Genomic DNA, 19,954 nt, shown 5'->3' on the forward strand with positions numbered 1-19,954 from the left:
GGCGGCGGTTGCCTTCTGCGTCCAGCAGGATCTGGCGGGCACCGGGTTGCGGGCCGACAACCTCGGCCTGCTCCAGCTCCTGCATCAGATCCATGGCCGTCTGCTTGCGAATGCCCAGCTCGCGCGCGAGCATGGAAGCGCTGGCTTCCTGCCGTTCCAAGACAAGCGCGCGGGCGCGGTCGAACAGGTCTTGCGGGTCGGTCATGCCCGGCTCCCCATCCCGGCTGCCACCATGGCTTTCTGTGCCTCTGCGCGGCCGTTGGCGATCCCGGCTTCCATCGCGGCCATTACGGTATGGCGGATCTGTTCCAGGTCCGCGTCTTCATCGAGCGCGCCCAGGGTGAGCATGTGGCCGACGGTGTAGCCGGAGAACATCGCGCCTGCGGTAATCAGGTAGCTTTGGTGCATGGCGAAGGCATCCGCGCTTTGCTGCCCGGCGCGTTCCAGCGCTGGCCCGACCACCATCCGTATCAGCGTGATGTAGTCGAGGATCTGTTTCATAGCGGCCGGATCTTCGACGGCGTTGAGAACGGGCGTTGGATCCTTTTTCATTCCCCGGCCTCTGCGATGGTGCTGGGGAATGTTTCGGCGTCGTCGTGCGTCAGCAGCTCGTAGCCTTTCACCCCGGCGACGAAGATGGCGGCTAGGACAATCAGGATCATGCAGCCGCACAGCGCATCGCTCATGCGGTCGCGGCCCTTGCCGACCAGGTATTCGTCGGCCTCGCGCTGGAGCCATTCGGGGTAGTCTCGATCTTCCATAAGCCAGTCTCGCATCATGTGGGGCGCATCCCATCGGGACGGATCGGGCTGCGCGGTGGTGTTGGTGGCCAGCCAGTCGCGCGCATCGCGGCAGGCGCGGCGATGTTCGGGACGGTTCTGGATCTTCCAGGCGGACAGAATGCGGTTGCGCAGCTTCCACGGCAGCGTGCGGAAGCAAGAGGGGCACAAGCGCTGCCAGCGTTCGCGCTGGTGGGTGCAGCCGGGCACGTCGCAAATGTGCTGCCGCTTGCCCATGTCACGGCCTGCAACGGGGAAGTGGGCACCGGGACAGTGGCCACCGGAAAGACAAAGTGCGCCGCCCGGCCCAACTGGAGGTAAAGCCGGGCGGCGCGAGGTCGGCCCGAATGGCCGACTTGCCGTGCGCGGCCGGGTCGTAATCGCCGCGTCGGTCAAGTATGGCTCCCCGCCCGCCAGCACCGGGGATCGGTGCTTTCGCTATCTTTGAGCATCGGGGTTGAAACGGGCGGGGAAACTGGGTCACGGCCGCTGCGCTGCCTTGCGCAAGGCCTCTGCGGCATCGCCGCCAGCCTGCTGGACGGCATCCAGCACTTCGGTCAGGCGCTTGCCCTGAAATTCAAGGAAGCTAGCAAGCGCAGCCCAGGCCGTTTGCCGCACGGCCATGCGCAGATCAGGGCGGGCGGTAATGATCTTGTCTTCCAGCGTCTCGAAAGCCTGCTCCGCCGCGAACAGCGCGCAGTCCACCGTCTCGATCGCGAGGGGTTCCGCCATGCCCTGCTGCACCAGCACCTTGACCAGTGCCGGGCGCACGGCCGCGCCGTTGAACGTGAGGGGATAGCGGGGGTTGTGCGCGTTCATCCCTCGCGCCCTCCGACCAGGTGCAGGTGGCAGGCGGCCTCGTCCATGTCGTTGGCGGCCTCGCGCATCGCGCTGGCTTCGACCTGGGCAGCGTTGGCGGGCGGCAGGAAGTCTTCAAACCAGGCATCGACCGCGTGGGCAGGCCACTGGCTTTTCGGGTGCGGTTCGCAGCACAGCCGGGCGCGCGGCAGCGGGGTGCTGCGATCCTTGCGCCGGGGCTGCACGTGGCGCGGAAGCGGGGGTGGAAAGCCCTGATCGTCAATCAGCAGCTGGAGATAGGCGCAGAAGCGATCATCGGAATAGTCGGCCCGGCCGAAGCGCACGCGCAGCTTATGAAAGCCGATGGTGGGCGGTGCCTCGTCGGCATCGGTGATGGGCCAGGTGTCGGGATGCGATGGCAAGACGGCCTCCGTTCGTTGTGACGGAGCCGAGTTGTAAGCATAACGCTTACAGTGTCAATCAAAAATGTAAGCTATATGCTAACAGCTACTCCCAGCGCGATCGGCAGGGCGATCAATACCGCCAGGGCATGGCACGCGAGATCCCGCGCGCGGGTGGTGGGCACGGTGCGCAGGCGCAGCAGCAGGTAGGCGACGGGCCAGAGGCCGAAGGTGACAGCGAGGCAGACGAACAGCTGGGCGCCGGACAGGTGCGGCATCAGGCGGCCGCTTCGTCGCGCTCGTCTTCCGGGCCTTTCCAGGGAACGATAACGTCGGCCACCTTGCGCACCTGATCGCGCTGGTCGTCCGAGGCGGCGCGCAACTGGTCTATCAGCGCGCGTTCCTGCGCGGTGAGTGCATAGGGATTGTCCTGCCGCGAAAGCAGATCGGCCGACTGGACGCCCAGCGCCTGGGCAATGCGGCGCATGTAATCGGTATCGAGCCGCATCTTGCCGCGTTCCAGGTCCGATATCGTCACCTTGGAAACGCCAATGGCATCGGCAACGGCCTGTTGGGAAAGGCCAGCTTCGTTCCGCAACTCGCGGATCCTGTTGGGTGCTTTGTCCACACAGGAGAAGTGTAAGATTTCCGCTGACACGGCTAGACGCCTAATCGCTTACGTGCGCTTGTCAAGTTGTTAGCGTATCGCTTACACCGGCTGTCCAACCACCGGAGCGCGCGATGCACCCCCTTAAAGAATGGCGACTGGCGAACAACCTGACACTGGCCCAGGCGGCGCAGCGCGTCGGCACGTCGCGCCAGGTGTGGTTCGACTGGGAAGGACGCCGCCGCATTCCCAGCGCCACGTTCATGCCGCGTATCAAGCACGTGACGGGCGGCGAAGTGACCGCCGACGATTTTTACTGTGGAAAAAACGACGACGATTGCCGTCATTCCGTACCCTCCCCAATTACCCCGAACAACCGTTTGAAATCAAAGGATGAAGGATACGTTAAGGCTGCGGGAGCGGCGCGGTGATTGGCGGGATTGCCATTGTCGGATCGCGGCCGCCCGCTGGCCAGCATGGATCCAGCGAAAGCGATTGGCGCGTGCTGGTGTTGGTCAGCGCGCCGCCCGGCAAGCTGGAACAATTCGAGTTCTCACCTGCCGAAGCGCGCAGCCTTGCGGCCGAGCTGGAAGAGTACGCCGGAGTTTGTGAACGCCAGCACGCTGCGCTTGAACGCCATGCGGCCGAGCAGGAGGCGAGCCGGTGATGGAAGTCTCCGAGATTGCCGACCGTTACAACCAGCTGGCCGAGACAGAAGCGCCGCGCCTGCTGCCCAACGGGCACCGTTCGGGCAATTACTGGATGGCCAGCGGCATTGCCGACACCGGCCGCAGCGCCAGCCTGGCCGTCTATCTGAAAGGCCCGGCCGTGGGGCACTGGCAGGACCATGGCAACGCGGCGAGCCGGGACGAGGAAAAGGGCGACCTGCTGGACCTGTTGCGGCTGACGCAGCACGGTGGCGACATGCGTGCGGCGCTGGCCGAGGCCAAGAGCGTGCTGGGGATCGAGGACGATTTCCGGCCGGGCCAGCGCACCGAGCTATCGCCGGAGGAACGCGAGCGCCGGGCGCGCGAGGCGCAGGAGCGCGCGCGGGCGCAGGAAGAAAGGCTGGCGGCCGAACGCGCGAAGAAGGCGGGCAATGCCAAGCGGCTGTACCTGCATGGCGTGCCCATTGTCGGCACCGGGGCGGAGCAATACCTGCTGGGCCGCCAGATCCCCGCGCTGCCCGGTGCCAAGCCCTGGCCCGGTTCGCTGCGCTTTGTCGAGGCGATCACGTACAAGCCGCTGGGTATCAAGACACCGGCCATGCTGGGCGCGGTATTCACCGCCGAGGGCGAGCAGATCGGGACGCACCGCACGTTCCTGGCGCAGCGGGACGGCGCGTGGCGGAAGATCGACCACGAACCGGCCAAGATGATGCTGGGCAACAAGGCGGGCGGGTTCATCCCCATCCACCAGGGCAGCAGCGGCAAGTCGATGCGCGACATGCCCGAAGGCGAGCCTGTCTATATCACGGAAGGGATCGAGGACGCGCTGTGCGTGCGCGGGCTGCGGCCGGACAAGCGGATCGTGGCGGCGATCGACCTGGGCAACATCGGCGCGCTGATCTTGCCGGAGCGCGTGCGCGAACTGGTGATCGTGGCCGACCGCGACCAGGGCGAGAAAGCCCAGGCTGCGCTGGAGCGCGCCATCGCCGCGCAGCAGGCGCGCGGGCTGCGGGTGCAGCTGGTGATGCCACCGGCCACCGTGGGCGGGCAGGCCATCAAGGATATCAACGACTGGGTGCGCGCGGCGCGCGGGGAGGCAGCATAGTGGGCAAGGAGTACGCCTGGAGCTGGGCCGATTACGAGCGCGAGGAACGCAAGCGCAAGGCCAGGCTGGAAAAGAAGGCCAAGCGCGCGCGCGCGATCGAGCAGCTGCAACCGGATCCCGCGCCCGAACCTGTCGAGGCAGAGCCGGAACGGCGCGAAGCGCCGCAAGCGCAGCCGCGCGCCGGAGCCAATGCGACGAGCCAAGCGGGCGGACGCCCGCGCCCGGCGCATGAGGGACCAAGAAAGAACAACCCAATACTTCCACCGGAGAATTCAACAGCCGACAGCGCGGGCGGCTGCGAAGGGCAGGCTCCAGCAGGACCAAAGGGGCCGGTGGAAGTCTCAGGGCGTGTACCCCGGAAAGCCTGCCAACCGCGCAACCATACCAGGCCCATGCCGAACGGACGGCGCATAGATCTATCGGGCGCAAAGAGCCTGATGGAGGAAAGCGTGCGCCTGTCCGTCAAGGACACCCCCAGCTCGGCCCCGGCCCCGCGCCGGTTCGACGGCGCAACCGCGCTGTGCCGGTGTGGTGGCAAGGGCGCGAACAGTACCGGGCCGGTGCCCGCCTGGTTCGGAAAAGACTGCATCGAAGGCGATTGCCCGCTGAAAAAGGAGCTGCATTGATGTTGCTTGCGAGGGACGCCGACCGCCACGCGCTGCTGCAAGAGATTGCCACCCTGATGCAGCGCTATCCGGCGCTGACCTATACCCGGATCGGGGTCGAGGCGGCGAACGATACCCGCCTGGTGTTCGACCTGAAGAACGGCCGCACGCCGAACGCGCGGGTGACGCGCAATCTTTGTGACTGGATCAGGGGGATGAAAACAATGCGGGTCACGGTGAAGCCGCCCTACTCGGCCGCGCAGCTGCGCGCGCTGTTGCTGCTGGACCTGGCCCTACCGGTGCTGGACGATTACCTGGTGACGCGCTTGCAGGTGAGCCGCGACACGCTGCGCGGCCTGCTGGACATGGGCCTGGCAGAAAGCGAGACGATCAATCCCGCCGTGCCGTCGCCGCTGCGCGTCGTGCGCCTGACCGACCAGGGCCACCGCGCCAAGCAAGCCTATTTGCGCTGGCTGCGCGCCGATCCGGCCCGCATCGAGCGGCTGCCCTGCCTCGTACGCGCCGTCGTCAAGAGGAACCCATGAGCAGCGCTGGCGAAGGCGGCATTGCCGCAATCGGCGCGGCGCTGGACAATCCGCAGGACGCGCCGACCATGGCCGAGGCGGGCGACCATACGGCCGACCTGGAGCAGCGCGAGCGGCCGCCCTTCCCGCCCGGCTGCCCGGTGACGCCGCTGGGCATTGCCAGCGGCCTGGACGGCAGCCAGGTGTGTTTCTACCTCGACGTGAACGGCCAGCTGGTGGGACTGGAAGCCGGGCATCGCCACGGCAAGAACAGCCTGATTGCCCTGTTCGGCCGCGCCAGCGACTGGCTGGAGGCGAACTTTCCGCAGTATTCCAAGCCGGTGTACGAAGGCACCGGCAAAGCGCGCAGGATGGTGCGGCCGTCGCAGATCGTGGGCTTCGACCAGGCCGAGGCCTCGCGCGCGTTGATCGAGGAATGTTCCAACCGCGGAATTTTCGACCCCGCTGGCAAGATGCGCGGCCCCGGTGCCCATCGCCAGCGCGGCGGCGGCATGGTGCTGCATTGCGGCGACAAGCTGATGGCGAGCGAGCATGACGTGACCACCGGCAAGTTCAAGCGCTGGACCTGGCGCGATCCCGGCCGCCATGAAGACAACGTGTACACCGCCAAGTCTCCCATTCCCCGGCCGTGGCACGAGCCGGTGGAACCGGAAGCGGCGCGCAAATTCCTGGTGAGCCTGCTGGGAACGTGGAACTGGAAGCGCAAGACGCTGGACCCGCGCTTGGTGCTGGGTGCCATCGGTGCCAGCCTGATAGGGGGCTGGCTGCCCTGGCGCCCCAACATCATCGTTACCGGCAGCCGGGGCACCGGCAAGTCGACACTGAACGGTGAAAACGGCGTGCTGGACCAGCTGCTGGGTGCCGGGCAATTCCGCACCGACAACACCAGCGCGGCCGCGATCCGTTCCAGCCTGCTCAATTCCACCGTGCCGGTGATGCTGGACGAGCTGGAAGCCGAGGTGGACAGTCGGCGCGTGATCGAGGTTATCGAGACGGCGCGCGTTTCATCGAGCGGCGGCAAGATCACGCGATCGAGCGCGGAGCAGAAGACGAAGGAATTTACCCTTCGCAGCGTGTTCTGGATGAGCATGATTAACCCGCCCCCGCTGAAACCGCAGGACCGCAGCCGCCTGGCTATCTGCGAGCTGAAAAAGCTGCCCAAGGATGCCAAGCCGCTGGTGCTGGCGGACTGGAACCTGCCGCAGCTGGGCCGCAAGTTGCAGCGCCGGATGCTGGACCAGCTCTTTCGTCTGGAAGCGACCAAGGCGAAGTTTCACGCTGGATTGCAGGCGGCCGGGCACGACGCGCGCGCGTGCGACCAGTTTGGCTGGCTGCTGGCGTGCGCCGACGCGCTGATCTTTGACCGCAACGGCGCGGCCGACGACGAGGAAGTGCAGCACTGGGCCGACCATTGCAGGCCGGAGCGCATGGCCGAAATCAGCAACGAGGACAGCGACGACATGCTGTGCCTTAGCCACCTTATGACGCAGGAAGTGCAGGCGCGCGGCGGCGACGAAAGGGTGACGCTGGGCACGTGGATAGGCGGCGGCGTGCGCTATGCCATGGCCCCGTTGCTTCCCAGCGATGAACGGCCCGGCGACGAGAACGCCGACCGGCGATTGCAGGAGCTGGGGCTAAAGATCGTGAACGCCAAGTGGAACCCGGCCGCGAACAAGGGGCAAGGTGGCTGGGGCACGGCGGCATACAACCATGAAGAACCCGGCTTTCTGGCGGTGAGCGCCAGCCACAACGCGGTAAAGCGCCTGTTCGCCCCTACGACCTGGCAGGAAGGCAACCACATGCGCGCGCTGGGCCGCTGCGAGAACGCCATCGAAAGCGTTGCCGCCGTGAAGTTCCGGTACAGTACGCAGCGCGCGGTGCTGGTGCCGCTGTACCTGGTGCTGGACGAAGACGAGCTGCCGAACGCGAGCCAGAAAAAGGCCCACGCTGCATGGTTCGCAGCATGGGCCGAGGAATACGGACAGGAGGGTTGATAGAGTGCAGGAGCAAACGGAAATGAGTGAGTACGCGCCCGATATCGTGATTTATCATGACAAGTGCATGGACGGCTTTACCGCTGCCTGGGCAATCTGGAAGCGGTGGGGCAATGCGCCTGACTACGTAGCCCGAAACTATGGCATGGCCCCCGATATCGACGCCGACGGCAAGCATGTGCTGATTGTCGACTTCTCATTCCCGGAAGAACAGTTGCGCGCGCTGGCGACGGACGGCGCTGCCTCGATCATCGTCCTTGACCACCACAAGACAGCTGCTGCGGATCTAGAGCCGTTCCGATGCTTCAAAGAAAAGCCGGAGCGTTTCAAGGCGCGGGTTGTGGCCGCGATGTGTGCGGATCTAAAAAAGAACGGCTATCCTGCTATTCTCGCGCTGTTCGATATGGAGCGCAGCGGCGCAGGCCTCGCTTGGGATTTTGCCTTTCCCTACGATGAAAAGCCGCCTCTGGTGGCGCTGGTGCAAGACCGCGACCTGTGGCGCTTCGCTTTGGGTGACGGCGGCAAGTTCCTGCACCTGGCGCTTACGAGCGGCCCTGCCGCGTTCGACCGCTGGGATGAAGTCGACCGCGATATTGATGCCTTTATCGAGATCGGCCGCGCTATCGCTGCGTACCGCGATCAGCTGGTGGACGAGATCTGCGAGCGCGCTGTCTGCGTCGTGATTGACGGCAAATATGGCATGGGCGTTGACTGCCCGTATGGACTGGCCAGCGATGTGGGCCATCGCTTATTGAGCGATTGGCCTGATACGGAGTTTGCAGCGGCGATCGTGCGCGGCGAGCATTCCGTTAGCTATTCGCTGCGCTCCCGCGACGATCGCGCAGACGTGTCCGCCATCGCCAAAAAGTTTGGCGGCGGCGGACACCGGAACGCGGCGGGCTTCAAGGTGCCTCGCACTTAGCTCCATTCCAGGTTGAGCTTGAGCTGTTCGACAATGGACGCGGTGCGTTCCATCGCGGCAAGCTGGGCTTTCAGCGCGGGGCCGTCCTCCGGGTGGCAATCGACGCCCCAGGGGTAGCCTTCCGGCATTTCACGCTCAAAGCCGCCTGTGCGGATTATCAACCGGGCAATCACTTCGCCCGCGAAGGTGGTGTGGAACCCTAGCCCGTCGCTGCACTGGTAATTGGCGCAACAGGCCTGCACGTGGAGAAAGTCCGGCTCGATGTTGCCGCGCCATGGCCGGTAGCGGTAGCGCCGCGCCTGGGCCTCTCCATCGGCGGCCGCGCCGTGGCGGTCCTCATAGGTGGAACGTACCGCGCGGGCGTTCTCCACCAGGATGGCATGGCCCACGGCTTGCGGGTCTGCATCGGGGTTTTGCTGCACGTAGGCTGTCGCCAGCAGGTCCGCGTGCGCGTTAGTTATCATCCAGCAGGACATTAGCGCGCCTCCACTGCGTGAACGGGGAAAGCGTCGGCGCGGTGGCCTTGGCTTTCGTTGTACCAAGCGGCAAAGCTGGCGCTGTCTGTGACGGTTCCGGCCGGTGCTGGGCTGCAAAGGATCCTGCGGCCGTGGTGGAGGGTACCTAGAGCGCAGAATTCAACTGTCATGGCATATTGCGCCGCTCGCAGGTACGTATCGAATTCGCGGCCGGTTTCGATGTATGCGCCGCAATCGTGCAGGCCGCGCGCGCTGTGTTTGATTACCTCGTAAGCCATTGTCGGTCCTTTCTTTGACCATTGGCCGGGCCTCGTGCCCTGGCCTTGTGTTGCGGGTGCCTGGTGGCGCCTGCGATGGCGGCCGAACTGGTGAAACCCGGCCGCGTTCGCAACCGTCACAGGGCGAGCTGGAATTGCTCCTGTGCTGCCGGTGCCGGTGCAGGCTTGGCCGGTGCAGGCTTGGCCGGTGCCGGTGCCGGTGCGGCGTCCTCGCGGCCTTCCAGGCTGGCGGGCTTCGCGTTGCTGGCAATGTCTCCCGCGTTTTCCAGCACCAGGTCGGCGGCGCGCTGCGCGGCGGCGGCTGCCTTGAAGATATGGCGCTTGTCGTTCTTCAACGCCTTGAGCCAGCTGCCGAGATAGGCGGCGTGGTTTTCGATGTGATCGCCAGCGATGCCGAGGCGCGCGCCGATGAATGCCGCGCCCAGCTCTGCAACCAATTCCTCCTGCGCGTAGCCGGGGGAGCCGAACGGGCCTTGCGCCGTCAGGTTGCGGTCCAGGCGGCTCTTGTGCCCGGTCCAGTGGCAAAGCTCATGGGCGAGTGTTGCCAGGTACTGGCCGCCATCGGCAAAGCGTTCAAAGTCCGGCATGGTGATGCAGTCCGCAACCGGCTGATAGAACGCGCGGGTGCCGCCCTCGGTAATGCGCGCGCCGCAGCTGCGCAGCGCGTCCTCTCGTTCCTGGTCACGCTCCAGGCCCGGTGTCGGTGCGATCGGCGCGGTGGCGATGCCTTCCGGCAGGTCGTCCACCTGGTCGGCATTGAAGACGGTGTACGTGCGCAGCATCGGAATGCGGGCCTGTTCGGTTTCGCCCGCGTCGTTTTCGCGCTCTACGTCGAGCTGCTTGAAGAAGACAATGCGCGTGCCTTTCTCGCCCTTGCGGACCTTCGCGCCGCAGGCCTTCGCCTGCTTGAAGGTAACCCAGTGCTGGCCGTTCCAGCCATTTTCGGCGGCGGCCATCCACAGCAGCAGCACGTTGATGCCGCGATAGGGCAGGCCGTTGGCGCGGCGCGGCTCTTGCAAGCTGCCTGCGCCGTCCCATCCGGCTTCCCATGGCTTGGTGCCAGCTTCGAGCGCGGCAATCACGCGGTCGGTCACTTCCTGGTAGGTGTCAAACTTTGCCATTGTGTGCGGTCCTTTCTAACCCTTCGCCGGGCCTGATGCCCTTGCGGTAATTGATCCTATAAACGTGTTCTAATAAGTCTGTCAACCCCGGCCTGGTGATTTTCCTGCAATGGCGGATTTCCGCCATTGCCTAACAAAGATTGCGGCCGCAGCGATCGCGTAGCGATTGCGGTGCGCGGGCGCTCATTCTGACTGCCTGGCGCGCGTGTCTCTCGATTGTGCTTGACCCCGGCCCGTTGGCGGTGCCAGTAATTGGTCGCTCCAGATTGACGGCTGCGCATCGGGTTCGGATGGTTGCAACCCGCAACCTTGCTGCAACCATCTGGCAACCTCTATCCTCTTGTTATCGCTGGACAATCGCGCTTGGTTGTGCGGTTGCGGCTGTTCGTCGGTGGCCATACGCGCGCGCCTGTGTGGGTGTAGGCGCGCGCGTATGGGGTGTGTCGAATGCTGCAACCCTGCAACCTTCCAACCTTTCTGTTGTCTGTCAGATGGTTAGTGGTTGTGGAGCGGTTGCAAAGTGGTTGCACGTTGCAACCGTGCTGCGCTTCGCCTGGTGCAGCTCGTCCAGGCGCATTGTTTGGCCGGTAGCTGGGCCTCGATCGTGGCGAGCTGGTCGACGGTGGCCGCTTTCGGGGTCCGATGATGGGGCGACCGGCGAAAGTTTCCGGGTTTTTGCCTGGGCGCGCGCGCCTGCTGGGGTGCTGGTCGAGCGGGCGTTTACGGATAGAGCTGGTGCGATGTTGGAAGGGTGATGTTGGAAGGGTGCCGATAGTGCCTGTGATTTCAGGCGCTTAGGCCACTGCCGCATAAGGTTTCCGGCCTCGCGCGCGGCGTCGATGGGCGCGCGCGGCCAGGCGGACCCCCTGTGCCCCCATCGGCCGCTGCGCGTCCTCTAGGATGCTCGCGCGCTACCGTGTCGGCATTTGGATCCCGTTTCCGAACGGGCGCGGATCGCCCCTGCGAAGCATTTCGGGATGAAGCGCAGCGGAAAATGGCGCGACAAGGTTGGAGTGCCAGCATCGGGTCGGGGTTGGGTGGACCGGATCGAGCCAATCCAGCCCGCGCGCGGCGGGTCGGGGAGGCGGCCTGAGATCGTTGGAGATCGGCTGCGTCGGGATGGGCTACGCTAGAGCGCGGAGGCCCGATGTCAACTGACGCGCCAGAACCCGGTGGAAAAGCAGCCCTCGCCGCTCTCGCGGCCGAGACGAAGGCGCTTGTGGACGACGCTGCGACCGAGGAACAAGAGGAGCAGCTGCACCTGCTGGAGCCGCTGACGGCCGAGGAAGCGGCCGAAGCCCAGGAAGATCTGGGGCCATGCGCCGGACCCATGAGCGTGCTTCGCCATGCCCGCGAGAAGCGCAAGGGCCGCAAACCCGGCAGCAAGAACCGGCGCACCGACGACACGGTAAACTACCTGTCGCAATTCGGGCCGGATCCCGGCGTGGCGCTGATGCGGATAATCGGGGAAAGCGAAGATGCGATGATCGCGCGATCGCGGCAGCTGGATCCACCGAAAAAAAGAATGAGCTACGCCGAGGCGCGGGCGATGCGCATTCGCGCGGCGGAAACCATGATGCCGTATTTCCACGGGAAGAAACCCGTTTCGGTCGACGCGACCGTGCGCGGGATCATGCTGGTGGAGGAAGTGGGCGGCCACCGTGACCAGGCTGGCGTGACGATCGACGGGATCGTGGGCGTGGCGATGGACGACGACAGCGAGGATCGCGGCGAATGACCACCCGCGACTTGCAGATCAAGCGGCTTAATTCGCCGGGGCCGATATCGGACGCGTTCCTGCAAAGCCGGGCGTTCCTGAAAATCATTATCGGCCCGGTCGGCTCCGCCAAGACCATAACCGCGCTGCGGGCGCTGCGCAAGGTGGGGCAAAAGCAGGGCGGCGAGAAAGACGCGCAGGGCGTCTATCGGCGCAAGGCGCGCGTGGGCGTGATCCGTGAAACCTACCCGAACATCGAGAAGAACACGCTGCCCAGCTGGTTCGATATCCACCCGGAAGCGCACGGCAAGTTTACCTGGAAGGCGCCCTACACGCACAAGCTGGTGCTGATCCTGGGCGTGGATCCGCAAACCGGCAAGCCGAACGACGTGTGCGACTTCGAGATAGAGTTTCGCGCGATTGGCGACCGGAGCGTGGAGGAAGCCTGCCGTGGCTGGCAGGTGTGCGCGGTGATGGTGGACGAGGCCGACTTGCAGCCGCCCGACCTGCTGGCCTTCCTTTCCGGCCGTGTCGGTCGCGGCGGCACCGATACCAGCAAGATGGTGGATCCGCAGATTATCCTGTCGCTCAACATGCCGTACACCGACAACTGGGTGTACGAGCTGGCGATGGAAGGCGATATCAAGGAGCTGGAGACGCCGGAGCTGCTGGAGCTGCTGGGCGACCGGCCGCTGATGGAAGTGTTCGTGCAGCCGGGCGGCCGCCAGCCCGACGCGGAAAACCTGCACAACCTGCCCAAGGGCTATTACCAGGTGCAGGCCGCGCTCAACAAGAGCCGTCCCGATTACGTGGCGCGGATGATCGACAACAAGCCGGTGCCGATGCGGCACGGCCAGCCTGTCAATCCGCAGTTCGACTACCAGGATCACGTGCGCCCGCTGGAGTGGGACAAGCAATCCATGCTGATAATCGGCATGGACCAGGGGCTGAACGCGGCCGCGACGTTCTGCCAGCGCACGCCCGAAGGCGGGCTGCGCACGCTGCGTGAGGCAGTGCTGTTCAGCGAGAACGGCACGCTGGCCAAGGTGGGCGGCAAGGCGTTCGGACAATTCGTGCGCTACGTGCTGAACGAAAATTTCCCCGACGTGCATCCCGAATACGTGCGCGTGGTCTGCGATCCGGCCGCGTGGAAGGCCCAGGACAACGCAGACGAGAACATGGACTGGGTGCGCCAGGTTCGCAAGGCACTGGGCCTGTGGCTGAACAAGGCCAAGAGCAACAGCCCTTCCCTGCGCAACGGCGCGATCTGGCAGGCGCTGGACGAGCGCGGCGGCTATGCGGTGGACCCCAAGTGCAAGCACCTGATCAAGGGACACCTAGGCGGCTATCGCTACATGAAAGGCGACATGAAGGACGGCGAGACGCGCGGGCACCTGCGCATTGCCGATACCGCCTACACCCACATCTGCGATGCCGAGCAATATGCGGCGCTGGAAGGCGATCACATCATTACGGACCTGCGCGGCCTGCCGCAGTTCGACCCTTCCAAGTTCGTGGTGGAAAGCGATTTCGACATTTTTACAGGAGCATGACGATGGGTTTTCTTGGTGGATTGTTGCCCGGCATTGGCGGGCTGCTGTTCGGCGGCGCGGCGAAGCTGCTGGGCCTTGGCAAGTCTAAGCAGAAGCGCCTGCCGCGCCCGGTGCAGCGCGACAGCGCGCGCGAGGAAGCCGAGGCGCAGGACGATTTCCGCCGCCGTCGCGGTGCGGCCGCCGACATGGTGACAGGCGCGGGCGGCGCGGAAGTGGGTTCCGGCGTCGGCCGGGTGGTGAGTGGCAGTTAAGGAGATACGATTATGAACACGAAAACAGGAACAAATAGCGATAACGGCAAGACCGGGGCGAAGACGCAGGAAGCGGACAGCTCCGAGGTTTTGCAGCAGGTGGTGGCCATGGTGGCGGTGCTTGCGCCTGACATGGAAGTGGCGGCGCTGAATGCGGAAGAAAGCGCCACGGACCATGCCAATCGCCTGTTGATCGAGCTGCGACCGAAAGCCGAGGGCATCGTTGACGAGCTGGAGGCGACCAAGCGCAGCCTCGCCGCGCAGAAGGGCCAGACGACGCGCGCGCGCAACGACCTGGAAGCGGTGGAAGCGCAGCTGCCCCCGCGCCCGCGCAAGGTCGGTCCGTTCGACAAGGCCGAGCGGCCGGAAACCACCGCAATGCTGGCAGCGCTGGACGCGGCCGACGAAATCCAGCTGGTGTTCCTGGACGAAGACGGCACGGAAATTGCGGGCCTCGCGCCGCGCAACCTTTCGGCCAAGGCCTTCGCCCGCGATCGTTTCGGCCGCCTGGCCATGAAGGTGGACAGCATGACGGTGATCGGACCGCAGGCCGGTGCCCCCTATCGCCTTGCCGGGTATGCGTTGGAGACGGACGGCAGGCTGCTGGTGCATGGTGCGCGCGGTGATGGCGTCCTGCTGATCGGGCCGGGCGTTACCTACGAGCTGAAAGGCGACGTGGTTCTGTGACAGGCGGGCGGGCCGGTGGATGATACACCGGCCCGCCGTTGCCACCGGGAAAGGCGACAGGCGTGATCGAGCAAATACAGGACGAAGACCTCGCCAAGGCGGACCTGCGCAAGCATGAGCAGCTGGTGAGCCTTCGTCGCAACTGGGAAGATACCTACCAGCAGATTGACGAGCGTTTCCCCACCGGCGCGGGTGGCTTCCTGGCGCAGACGCCGGGCCAGATCCGTGGCCAGCGCAACACCGACAGCACGCATGTTACCGCCAATGCCCGCTTCGCCGCCGCGCTGCGCGCGATCACGACGCCGGAGCAAACAGAATATATCCTGCCCAGGTTCCTGGACCCGGAGCTGAACAAGCTACGCAGCGTGAAGCTGTGGCGCGAGAACGCTGGCAAGCGCTTGCAGGCGATCCGGCACGCGCCGCACACCGGCTTTGGCATTTCGGCACACGAGGATTTCGACCAGCTGGGCCGCTACGGCACCAGCGCGGTGTGGCAGGAACCCTACCCCGACGGCAGCGGGATTTTCTACCGCACGCTGCACCTGTCCAGCGTGTGGATCGACGTGAATTTCGCGGGGCTTGTCGACACGGTGCATCGCAAGTGGATGGCCAGCGCGAGCGACCTGGAAGAGCAATTCGGGCGCGAGGCGCTGTCGCCCAAGATGATCGAGGCGCTGGACCATCACGATAGCGACAAGGCCGATGCCAAGGACTTCGAGATCCTGCACGTGGTCTGCCCGAATACGGACTGGGACCGCGAGAGGCTGGACCATCGCCGCTTCCCCATAGCGAGCCGCTTCCTGGTGACGGGCGAAAAGATCTACCTGCGGCGCAGGGGCTACAACACCATGCCCATTTCGGTGTCACGCCACATGACCAGCGCGATGGAGGTTTACGGCCGCAGCCCGGCGATCAACCAGCTGCCCAACATCAACGGCCTGAACGCGATGCGGACGACGACATTCCGCGCCGCGCACAAGGCGGTGGATCCGGCGCTGCTGTTCAACCGCGACATGGGTGTGACCAAGCTGGTGACGAAGCCGGGCGGCCTCAATCCCGGCCTGATGGGCGAGGACGGCCGCCCGATGGTGGCGCGAATGCCGGGCGGGGAGAACGGCCTGCCGATCGCGCTGGAAATGATCCAGGACGAACGCAGCACGATCCGGGTGGAGTTCCTGGAAGAGTTCTATTCGATCCTGACCAACCCCAATTCGCGCATGACGACGGTCGAAGTGTACGAGCGGATGGCCAAGGAAGGCGTGCTGGTGCGCCCCTATGCCGACCGCTACGCCACCGAGAAACAGCACGTAATGACGCAGCGCGACCTGGATATGGCACTGCGAGCCATGCCGCGCCAGATCCCCGACTTCCCGCCCGAAGTGAAGGAAGCCGGTGCCTGGCCGGTGATCGACTACGAAAACCCGCTGGCCGCGATGGCGCGCGCGGAAAGCAGTGGCAAGACGCTGCGCTACGTGCAGGCGCTGCCGGTGCTGGCGGACCTCGATCCCAACGTGCGCTTCCGCGTCGATGCCGAGGCGATTGCCGTGGGCCTGGCCGAGGAAACCGGCGTGCCCACCAAGTATATCCGCAGCGACGAAGACGTGGCCCGCCTGAAAGGCGAGGAACAGGCCGCGCAGAGCGCCGCGCTGGACGGCGAGCTGCTGAAAAACATCGGCAGCGCGACCAAGGATTTCGCGCAGGCAGGCGCATTGCAGGAGGGCATGTAGTGGTTTCAAGATTATCGTTCGCCGTGGCGTCGGCCTTGATGGCTTGCGGCATGTCGGCTCCGAGAGCATTCGGAGCGCAGACCGAAATCACACCCATGGTGGTCGCGCAGCAGAGAAAGCGGATTTTCTCGGCACAGGCTCCGGCGCGCTACCGCAACAAGCGGCGCGGCAATAAGCCGTCGAAGCACCGCAACTTGCAGCATACCAGCAAGCGGTTGCGCCGCAGGCATCGCAAGGCGAAAAGGGCTGCTTGATGGCCATCACCGAAGCCAACCGGATCCGCTATCGCGCCATCCTGATCGCCCGCGAGGTGAAGCACCTGTTCGGCGGCATTCCCGATCGCTTTGCCAAGGCGGTGTTGCGGCGCTGGCTGTTCGGGGCGGTGCTGCGCTGGCTGTTCCTGGACAGCAAGGGCGAGCTGCACCGTTCCGGCGAAATCGTGCTGGCAGAGCTGCGCGACCGCTACATGGGCGGCACGGCCTTTTCCACCGATCCGCTGGTGATGGCGCGGCGCGTGGGCCAGCGCGAAGTGCTGGAAGACATTTTCAACTATCTCCACCTGGACGAGAATACCGTCCAAACACTTATGAGGCTCGACGATGGACTTGAATGATGGACAGGGTGCCGGTGGCACCGAACAGGATGCTGGCGCTGGTGCAGCGGGCGGCGAAGGCGGCTCCGGTAGCGGCGACAGCGGCAGCCAGGGCGGCGGCAACCAGGGCGGCGGCGGGGAAGCCAGCGGCTTTTTCGGCGGTGCTGGCTCTGGCGCAGGCGAGGGAACGGGCGGCGAAGGCTCCGGTGGCGGCGATAACGGCGCTGCCAGTGGCGACAACAACGGCACAGGTGCTGGCGATGGTGGCGCGAGCGCCGAGTTCCTGGCGCAATTCTCCACCGACCGTGACGGCGACAAGCCCAGCTTGCAGGACTGGGTGAAATCGCGCGGGTTCAAGTCGATCGAGGATATCGCCAAGAGCGCGCGCGACAACCAGGCCGCGTTGCGCGACAGCGGCCGCATCAAGGTGCCCGGCGAGGATGCCAGCGACGCGGAGCGCGCCGCCTATGCCAAGGCGATCGGCGTGCCCGAAAAGGCCGAAGACTACGCCCTGCCGGAGCTGAAAGGCGAGGACGGCAAGCCGCTGCTGGGCAACGACGGCGAACCTGTGCCGATCAACGAAGCGCGGCTGCGCGCGATCCACGCGATTGCGCACCGCCACGGCGTTCCCAAGGGGGCGCTGGATGCCACCTTGCAGGAGCTGGCCGAGGCCGACCTTGCCGACATGCAGGGCCAGCAAGCCGAGCTGGACAGCAAGATGGGCGAGCTGCTGGGCAAGATGGGTGACAAGAAGGCGCAGACCATGGCGCACATGAATGCGGCCGCGCGCGACCTGGGCCTGACCACTGACGAGCAGAAGGCGCTGCGCGCCGCGCTGGGGCCGGAACGCACGATCGAGATCATGGGCAAGCACGGTTCGCGCCTGGGCGAAGACGCTTTCGTGCAGGGCGACAGCGGCAGGGGCTTCCGCATGTCGGCGGCCGAGGCGCAGAAGACCCTGGACGAGCGGCGCGGTAACATGGACTGGCTGAAAAAGGCGGACGTTCCGGGCACGTCGGAGAATGCCGAGTACGAGCGCCTGCTGGCGCAGATTGGCCAGGCGGCCGACCGCGACCAGGCCCGCGCGCTGGCGAGCTGATACAACGCAGTAAAATCGTTGGAGACGGGGGCCACCATCCTGGGCGATGGTGGCCCCCGTCAAGTCTTGGCCTCGCCGGGTGTCCGGCCTCAAGCCCCCGCCGTGGACACGGCCGCCGACCGCAGGCGTAAAACGATAGAGAGGCCGGGCAATGGTGCCCCTTCGCCCTTCGCAATCAAGCCAATGGCACAGCTTTTTTGATGGAGGATGCGATGAGCAGCACCATTCCCAACAGTTTCCAGGTCAAGTTCAAGAATAATGTCGAAACCCGCCTCCAGCTGAAAAAGGATCCGCTGGAAGGCACCATGATGGAACAGTTCGACACCGGCGCCGAGAAGGTGAAGGTGAAAGATCTTGTCGGCGCAGCCGAGGCGAAGGAAGCCGAGGGCCGCAACGGCAAGACCGAATGGACCGAAACCGACTTCGACGGCGTATGGATCCCCAAGCCCAACGAGCTGTACGACGCCGATATCATCGACAACGCCGACCAGCTCGCCACGGCGATCAGCCTGAAAGGCGCGGGCACCAAGCGCGGCGCGGAGACGATCACCCGCGCTCGCGTGCGCCGTCGCCTGGAAGGCTTCTACGGCCCCATCATCAGCGGCAAGAGCGGCACCGTCACCACGGCGTTCCCGTCGGGCCAGATCATCCCGGTTACGACCGGTGGTGCGTCGGGTGCGCAGAAGATGAACGTAAAGAAGCTGCGCGAGGCCAACAAGCTGCTGGGCGCGGATCACGTGGACATGGAAATGGATCGCTACATGATCCTGACCGTGGACGACAACGACGCGCTGTTGTCCGAAGTGCCGGCCACCAGCTCGGACTTCAAGACCTCGTTCGCGGCACGCCTGGACGACAAGGGCCGCCTGCTTTCGATGCTGGGCTGGACCTTCATCCACCTGGAGCTGGACAACGCCAAGCTGACCACGATCCCGGACCTGGCCACCGATGCCAGCGGTTACCGCAAGACCCCGTTCTGGACCGAAGGCGGCATGTGCGTGAACTGGTGGCAGAAGCTGCGCCCGCACGTCGGCCTGATCCCTGAGCGGCTGTTCAACGAAGGCTGGTTCGTCGGCACGACGCTGGGCGCAACGCGCACCCAGGCGGAAATGTCGGGCATCATCCTCAACCAGAAGGGCTAACCGCCCGCGCCCGTCGCGCCCCGGTGCGGCGGGTTTTCGCCCATGACCCGGCCGATGGAATGACCGGCGAGGCAGCAAAGGAGAAAGACAGTGGCGACGAAGTACGCAATCCAGCAGCAGGGCGTGATGGACGGCAGCGCCGTTCCCGCCGACAAGGCCGACGGCCGCGAAGTCTGCGGTGCAAAAACCAGCCTCCTCGCTTCCAAGGAAGCGGGCGTGGCCTGGGACAGCGGCGACGTGGTGTACCTGGGCAAGCAGCCCGCTGGCACCAAGATCACCGATATCAAGGTCAATACCGGCACCAGTTTCGGTTCGGCTACCATTGCCATCGGCACGGGCGGGGATCCGCGCAACGGCGGCACGGTCACGTCGGCGGCTGCCCTGGTGGCGGCCACCACGCACACGGTTGTCGACAAGCCGACCTCGCTGGGGCCGAAGGCTTCCGTGGCGGACGACGCGCCGAGCGAAGAGCCGGTACACCTGTGGGCGACCATCGCGGCGGCGAACATCGCGGCAGCCACGGTGGCGACCATCGAAATCGAGTTTTCCGGCCTTTCGTAAGGCGGGAAAGCCCGCGCCCGGCGCGTACCGGGCAGCGGATGGGGCGGCGCGGCTGTGTCGGGCACCCGTCGCCCCATTTCTCCCAACCCGGCAGGGGAGCCTGACCCATGTTCCAGTTCAAGACTACCGGCAGCTTTGGCGGCAACGATATCGAGGATATCGCGATCGAGGCCGGTGACGAAGAAGCGCAGTCGGACACTATCTCGATCAACATGGACATTACCAACATGGGCAAGGCGGAAGCCCTGCACCTGCTGGGCAAGATGGTCGATCGCATCCACGCCGCGCCCTGGCCGCCCCTGGCCTGATCCTGACGGGAGAGCGGC

At 65.3% G+C, this 19,954-nt stretch carries 26 protein-coding genes and 1 pseudogene; 17 read left to right on the top strand and 10 right to left on the bottom strand.

Annotated elements, in window-relative coordinates; all coding sequences use genetic code 11:
- Positions 1 to 43: 43 nt before the first annotated feature.
- The 7 genes and pseudogenes from D2V07_RS18970 to D2V07_RS03785 form a co-directional block, all read right to left on the bottom strand.
- Positions 44 to 205: pseudogene (locus tag D2V07_RS18970) on the bottom strand (DNA translocase FtsK); the annotation flags it as partial.
- Positions 202 to 552, bottom strand: a complete 351-nt coding sequence (locus tag D2V07_RS03760) for a hypothetical protein (RefSeq protein WP_119584940.1) — start codon at positions 550 to 552, stop codon at positions 202 to 204. The pseudogene D2V07_RS18970 and the gene D2V07_RS03760, both read right to left, overlap by 4 nt.
- Entirely contained in the window at positions 549 to 1,016 is a 468-nt protein-coding gene (locus tag D2V07_RS03765; protein ID WP_119584942.1) for a hypothetical protein, read from the bottom strand. Before D2V07_RS03765 ends, D2V07_RS03760 begins: the two co-directional genes overlap by 4 nt.
- Positions 1,017 to 1,259: 243 nt before the next feature.
- Positions 1,260 to 1,598, bottom strand: coding sequence for a hypothetical protein (locus D2V07_RS03770; protein WP_119584944.1), 339 nt, complete (start codon positions 1,596 to 1,598; stop codon positions 1,260 to 1,262).
- Positions 1,595 to 1,999, bottom strand: a complete 405-nt coding sequence (locus tag D2V07_RS03775) for a hypothetical protein (RefSeq protein WP_119584946.1) — start codon at positions 1,997 to 1,999, stop codon at positions 1,595 to 1,597. Before D2V07_RS03775 ends, D2V07_RS03770 begins: the two co-directional genes overlap by 4 nt.
- A 71-nt stretch (positions 2,000 to 2,070) precedes the next feature.
- Complete coding sequence (locus tag D2V07_RS03780; protein WP_119584948.1) at positions 2,071 to 2,256, bottom strand: hypothetical protein; 186 nt, start codon at positions 2,254 to 2,256, stop codon at positions 2,071 to 2,073.
- Positions 2,256 to 2,606 carry a helix-turn-helix domain-containing protein gene (locus tag D2V07_RS03785; RefSeq protein ID WP_119584950.1) on the bottom strand — a complete coding sequence of 117 codons (351 nt, stop codon included), beginning with the start codon at positions 2,604 to 2,606 and terminating at the stop codon, positions 2,256 to 2,258. The genes D2V07_RS03780 and D2V07_RS03785 overlap by 1 nt, the downstream gene beginning before the upstream one ends.
- A gap of 113 nt (positions 2,607 to 2,719) precedes the next feature.
- Here D2V07_RS03785 and D2V07_RS03790 point away from each other — a divergent pair, with 113 nt between their 5' ends.
- Genes D2V07_RS03790 through D2V07_RS03820 form a run of 7 tightly spaced genes read left to right on the top strand, consistent with a single transcriptional unit; the run spans position 2,720 to position 8,424 of the window.
- Positions 2,720 to 3,016: a helix-turn-helix domain-containing protein gene (locus D2V07_RS03790; protein WP_119584952.1), complete on the top strand. Its 297-nt coding sequence runs from the start codon at positions 2,720 to 2,722 to the stop codon at positions 3,014 to 3,016.
- Entirely contained in the window at positions 3,013 to 3,252 is a 240-nt protein-coding gene (locus D2V07_RS03795) for a hypothetical protein (protein WP_119584954.1), read from the top strand. The genes D2V07_RS03790 and D2V07_RS03795 overlap by 4 nt, the downstream gene beginning before the upstream one ends.
- The gene (locus tag D2V07_RS03800) at positions 3,252 to 4,358 is read left to right on the top strand and encodes a DUF7146 domain-containing protein (RefSeq protein ID WP_119584956.1); all 1,107 of its coding nucleotides are present in this window, start codon (positions 3,252 to 3,254) and stop codon (positions 4,356 to 4,358) included. Before D2V07_RS03795 ends, D2V07_RS03800 begins: the two co-directional genes overlap by 1 nt.
- Positions 4,358 to 4,984 carry a hypothetical protein gene (locus D2V07_RS03805; protein ID WP_119584958.1) on the top strand — a complete coding sequence of 209 codons (627 nt, stop codon included), beginning with the start codon at positions 4,358 to 4,360 and terminating at the stop codon, positions 4,982 to 4,984. Before D2V07_RS03800 ends, D2V07_RS03805 begins: the two co-directional genes overlap by 1 nt.
- Positions 4,981 to 5,508, top strand: a complete 528-nt coding sequence (locus D2V07_RS03810) for a hypothetical protein (protein WP_147366900.1) — start codon at positions 4,981 to 4,983, stop codon at positions 5,506 to 5,508. Before D2V07_RS03805 ends, D2V07_RS03810 begins: the two co-directional genes overlap by 4 nt.
- Complete coding sequence (locus tag D2V07_RS03815) at positions 5,505 to 7,502, top strand: hypothetical protein (RefSeq protein WP_119584962.1); 1,998 nt, start codon at positions 5,505 to 5,507, stop codon at positions 7,500 to 7,502. Before D2V07_RS03810 ends, D2V07_RS03815 begins: the two co-directional genes overlap by 4 nt.
- A 22-nt stretch (positions 7,503 to 7,524) precedes the next feature.
- Complete coding sequence (locus D2V07_RS03820) at positions 7,525 to 8,424, top strand: DHHA1 domain-containing protein (protein ID WP_147366901.1); 900 nt, start codon at positions 7,525 to 7,527, stop codon at positions 8,422 to 8,424.
- Here the strand turns inward: D2V07_RS03820 and D2V07_RS03825 are convergent.
- From D2V07_RS03825 to D2V07_RS03835, 3 genes are all read right to left on the bottom strand, one after another.
- Positions 8,421 to 8,888, bottom strand: coding sequence for a hypothetical protein (locus D2V07_RS03825; protein WP_147366902.1), 468 nt, complete (start codon positions 8,886 to 8,888; stop codon positions 8,421 to 8,423). The two genes, D2V07_RS03820 and D2V07_RS03825, sit on opposite strands and share 4 nt — an antisense overlap.
- Positions 8,889 to 8,899: 11 nt before the next feature.
- Positions 8,900 to 9,178, bottom strand: coding sequence for a hypothetical protein (locus D2V07_RS03830; RefSeq protein ID WP_119584968.1), 279 nt, complete (start codon positions 9,176 to 9,178; stop codon positions 8,900 to 8,902).
- A 116-nt stretch (positions 9,179 to 9,294) separates the two neighbouring features.
- The gene (locus D2V07_RS03835) at positions 9,295 to 10,299 is read right to left on the bottom strand and encodes an ArdC family protein (RefSeq protein WP_119584970.1); all 1,005 of its coding nucleotides are present in this window, start codon (positions 10,297 to 10,299) and stop codon (positions 9,295 to 9,297) included.
- A 1,147-nt stretch (positions 10,300 to 11,446) separates the two neighbouring features.
- Between D2V07_RS03835 and D2V07_RS03840 the strand changes: the two genes are divergently transcribed.
- The 10 genes from D2V07_RS03840 to D2V07_RS03885 all read left to right on the top strand — a co-directional run bounded on the left by D2V07_RS03840 (position 11,447) and on the right by D2V07_RS03885 (position 19,936).
- A complete protein-coding gene (locus D2V07_RS03840; RefSeq protein WP_119584972.1) occupies positions 11,447 to 12,037 on the top strand; it encodes a hypothetical protein in 591 nt (196 codons plus the stop codon).
- The gene (locus D2V07_RS03845) at positions 12,034 to 13,569 is read left to right on the top strand and encodes a hypothetical protein (RefSeq protein ID WP_119584974.1); all 1,536 of its coding nucleotides are present in this window, start codon (positions 12,034 to 12,036) and stop codon (positions 13,567 to 13,569) included. The genes D2V07_RS03840 and D2V07_RS03845 overlap by 4 nt, the downstream gene beginning before the upstream one ends.
- A gap of 2 nt (positions 13,570 to 13,571) precedes the next feature.
- Positions 13,572 to 13,820, top strand: coding sequence for a hypothetical protein (locus D2V07_RS03850; protein WP_119584976.1), 249 nt, complete (start codon positions 13,572 to 13,574; stop codon positions 13,818 to 13,820).
- Between the two features lie 12 nt (positions 13,821 to 13,832).
- Entirely contained in the window at positions 13,833 to 14,507 is a 675-nt protein-coding gene (locus D2V07_RS03855; RefSeq protein ID WP_119584978.1) for a hypothetical protein, read from the top strand.
- A 62-nt stretch (positions 14,508 to 14,569) separates the two neighbouring features.
- Positions 14,570 to 16,234, top strand: coding sequence for a portal protein (locus D2V07_RS03860; RefSeq protein WP_158586761.1), 1,665 nt, complete (start codon positions 14,570 to 14,572; stop codon positions 16,232 to 16,234).
- Between the two features lie 253 nt (positions 16,235 to 16,487).
- Positions 16,488 to 16,847, top strand: a complete 360-nt coding sequence (locus D2V07_RS03865) for a Bbp19 family protein (protein ID WP_119584982.1) — start codon at positions 16,488 to 16,490, stop codon at positions 16,845 to 16,847.
- Positions 16,834 to 17,925, top strand: a complete 1,092-nt coding sequence (locus tag D2V07_RS03870; protein ID WP_119584984.1) for a hypothetical protein — start codon at positions 16,834 to 16,836, stop codon at positions 17,923 to 17,925. The genes D2V07_RS03865 and D2V07_RS03870 overlap by 14 nt, the downstream gene beginning before the upstream one ends.
- Positions 17,926 to 18,137: 212 nt before the next feature.
- A complete protein-coding gene (locus D2V07_RS03875) occupies positions 18,138 to 19,067 on the top strand; it encodes a phage capsid protein (RefSeq protein WP_147366903.1) in 930 nt (309 codons plus the stop codon).
- A 90-nt stretch (positions 19,068 to 19,157) separates the two neighbouring features.
- Positions 19,158 to 19,628 (top strand): hypothetical protein, encoded by a 471-nt coding sequence (locus D2V07_RS03880; protein WP_119584988.1) that lies wholly within the window; start codon positions 19,158 to 19,160, stop codon positions 19,626 to 19,628.
- A 107-nt stretch (positions 19,629 to 19,735) separates the two neighbouring features.
- Positions 19,736 to 19,936, top strand: coding sequence for a hypothetical protein (locus tag D2V07_RS03885; protein ID WP_119584990.1), 201 nt, complete (start codon positions 19,736 to 19,738; stop codon positions 19,934 to 19,936).
- Positions 19,937 to 19,954 lie beyond the last annotated feature (18 nt).

This window comes from Aurantiacibacter zhengii, from assembly GCF_003584125.1.
GTDB lineage: Bacteria > Pseudomonadota > Alphaproteobacteria > Sphingomonadales > Sphingomonadaceae > Alteraurantiacibacter > Alteraurantiacibacter zhengii.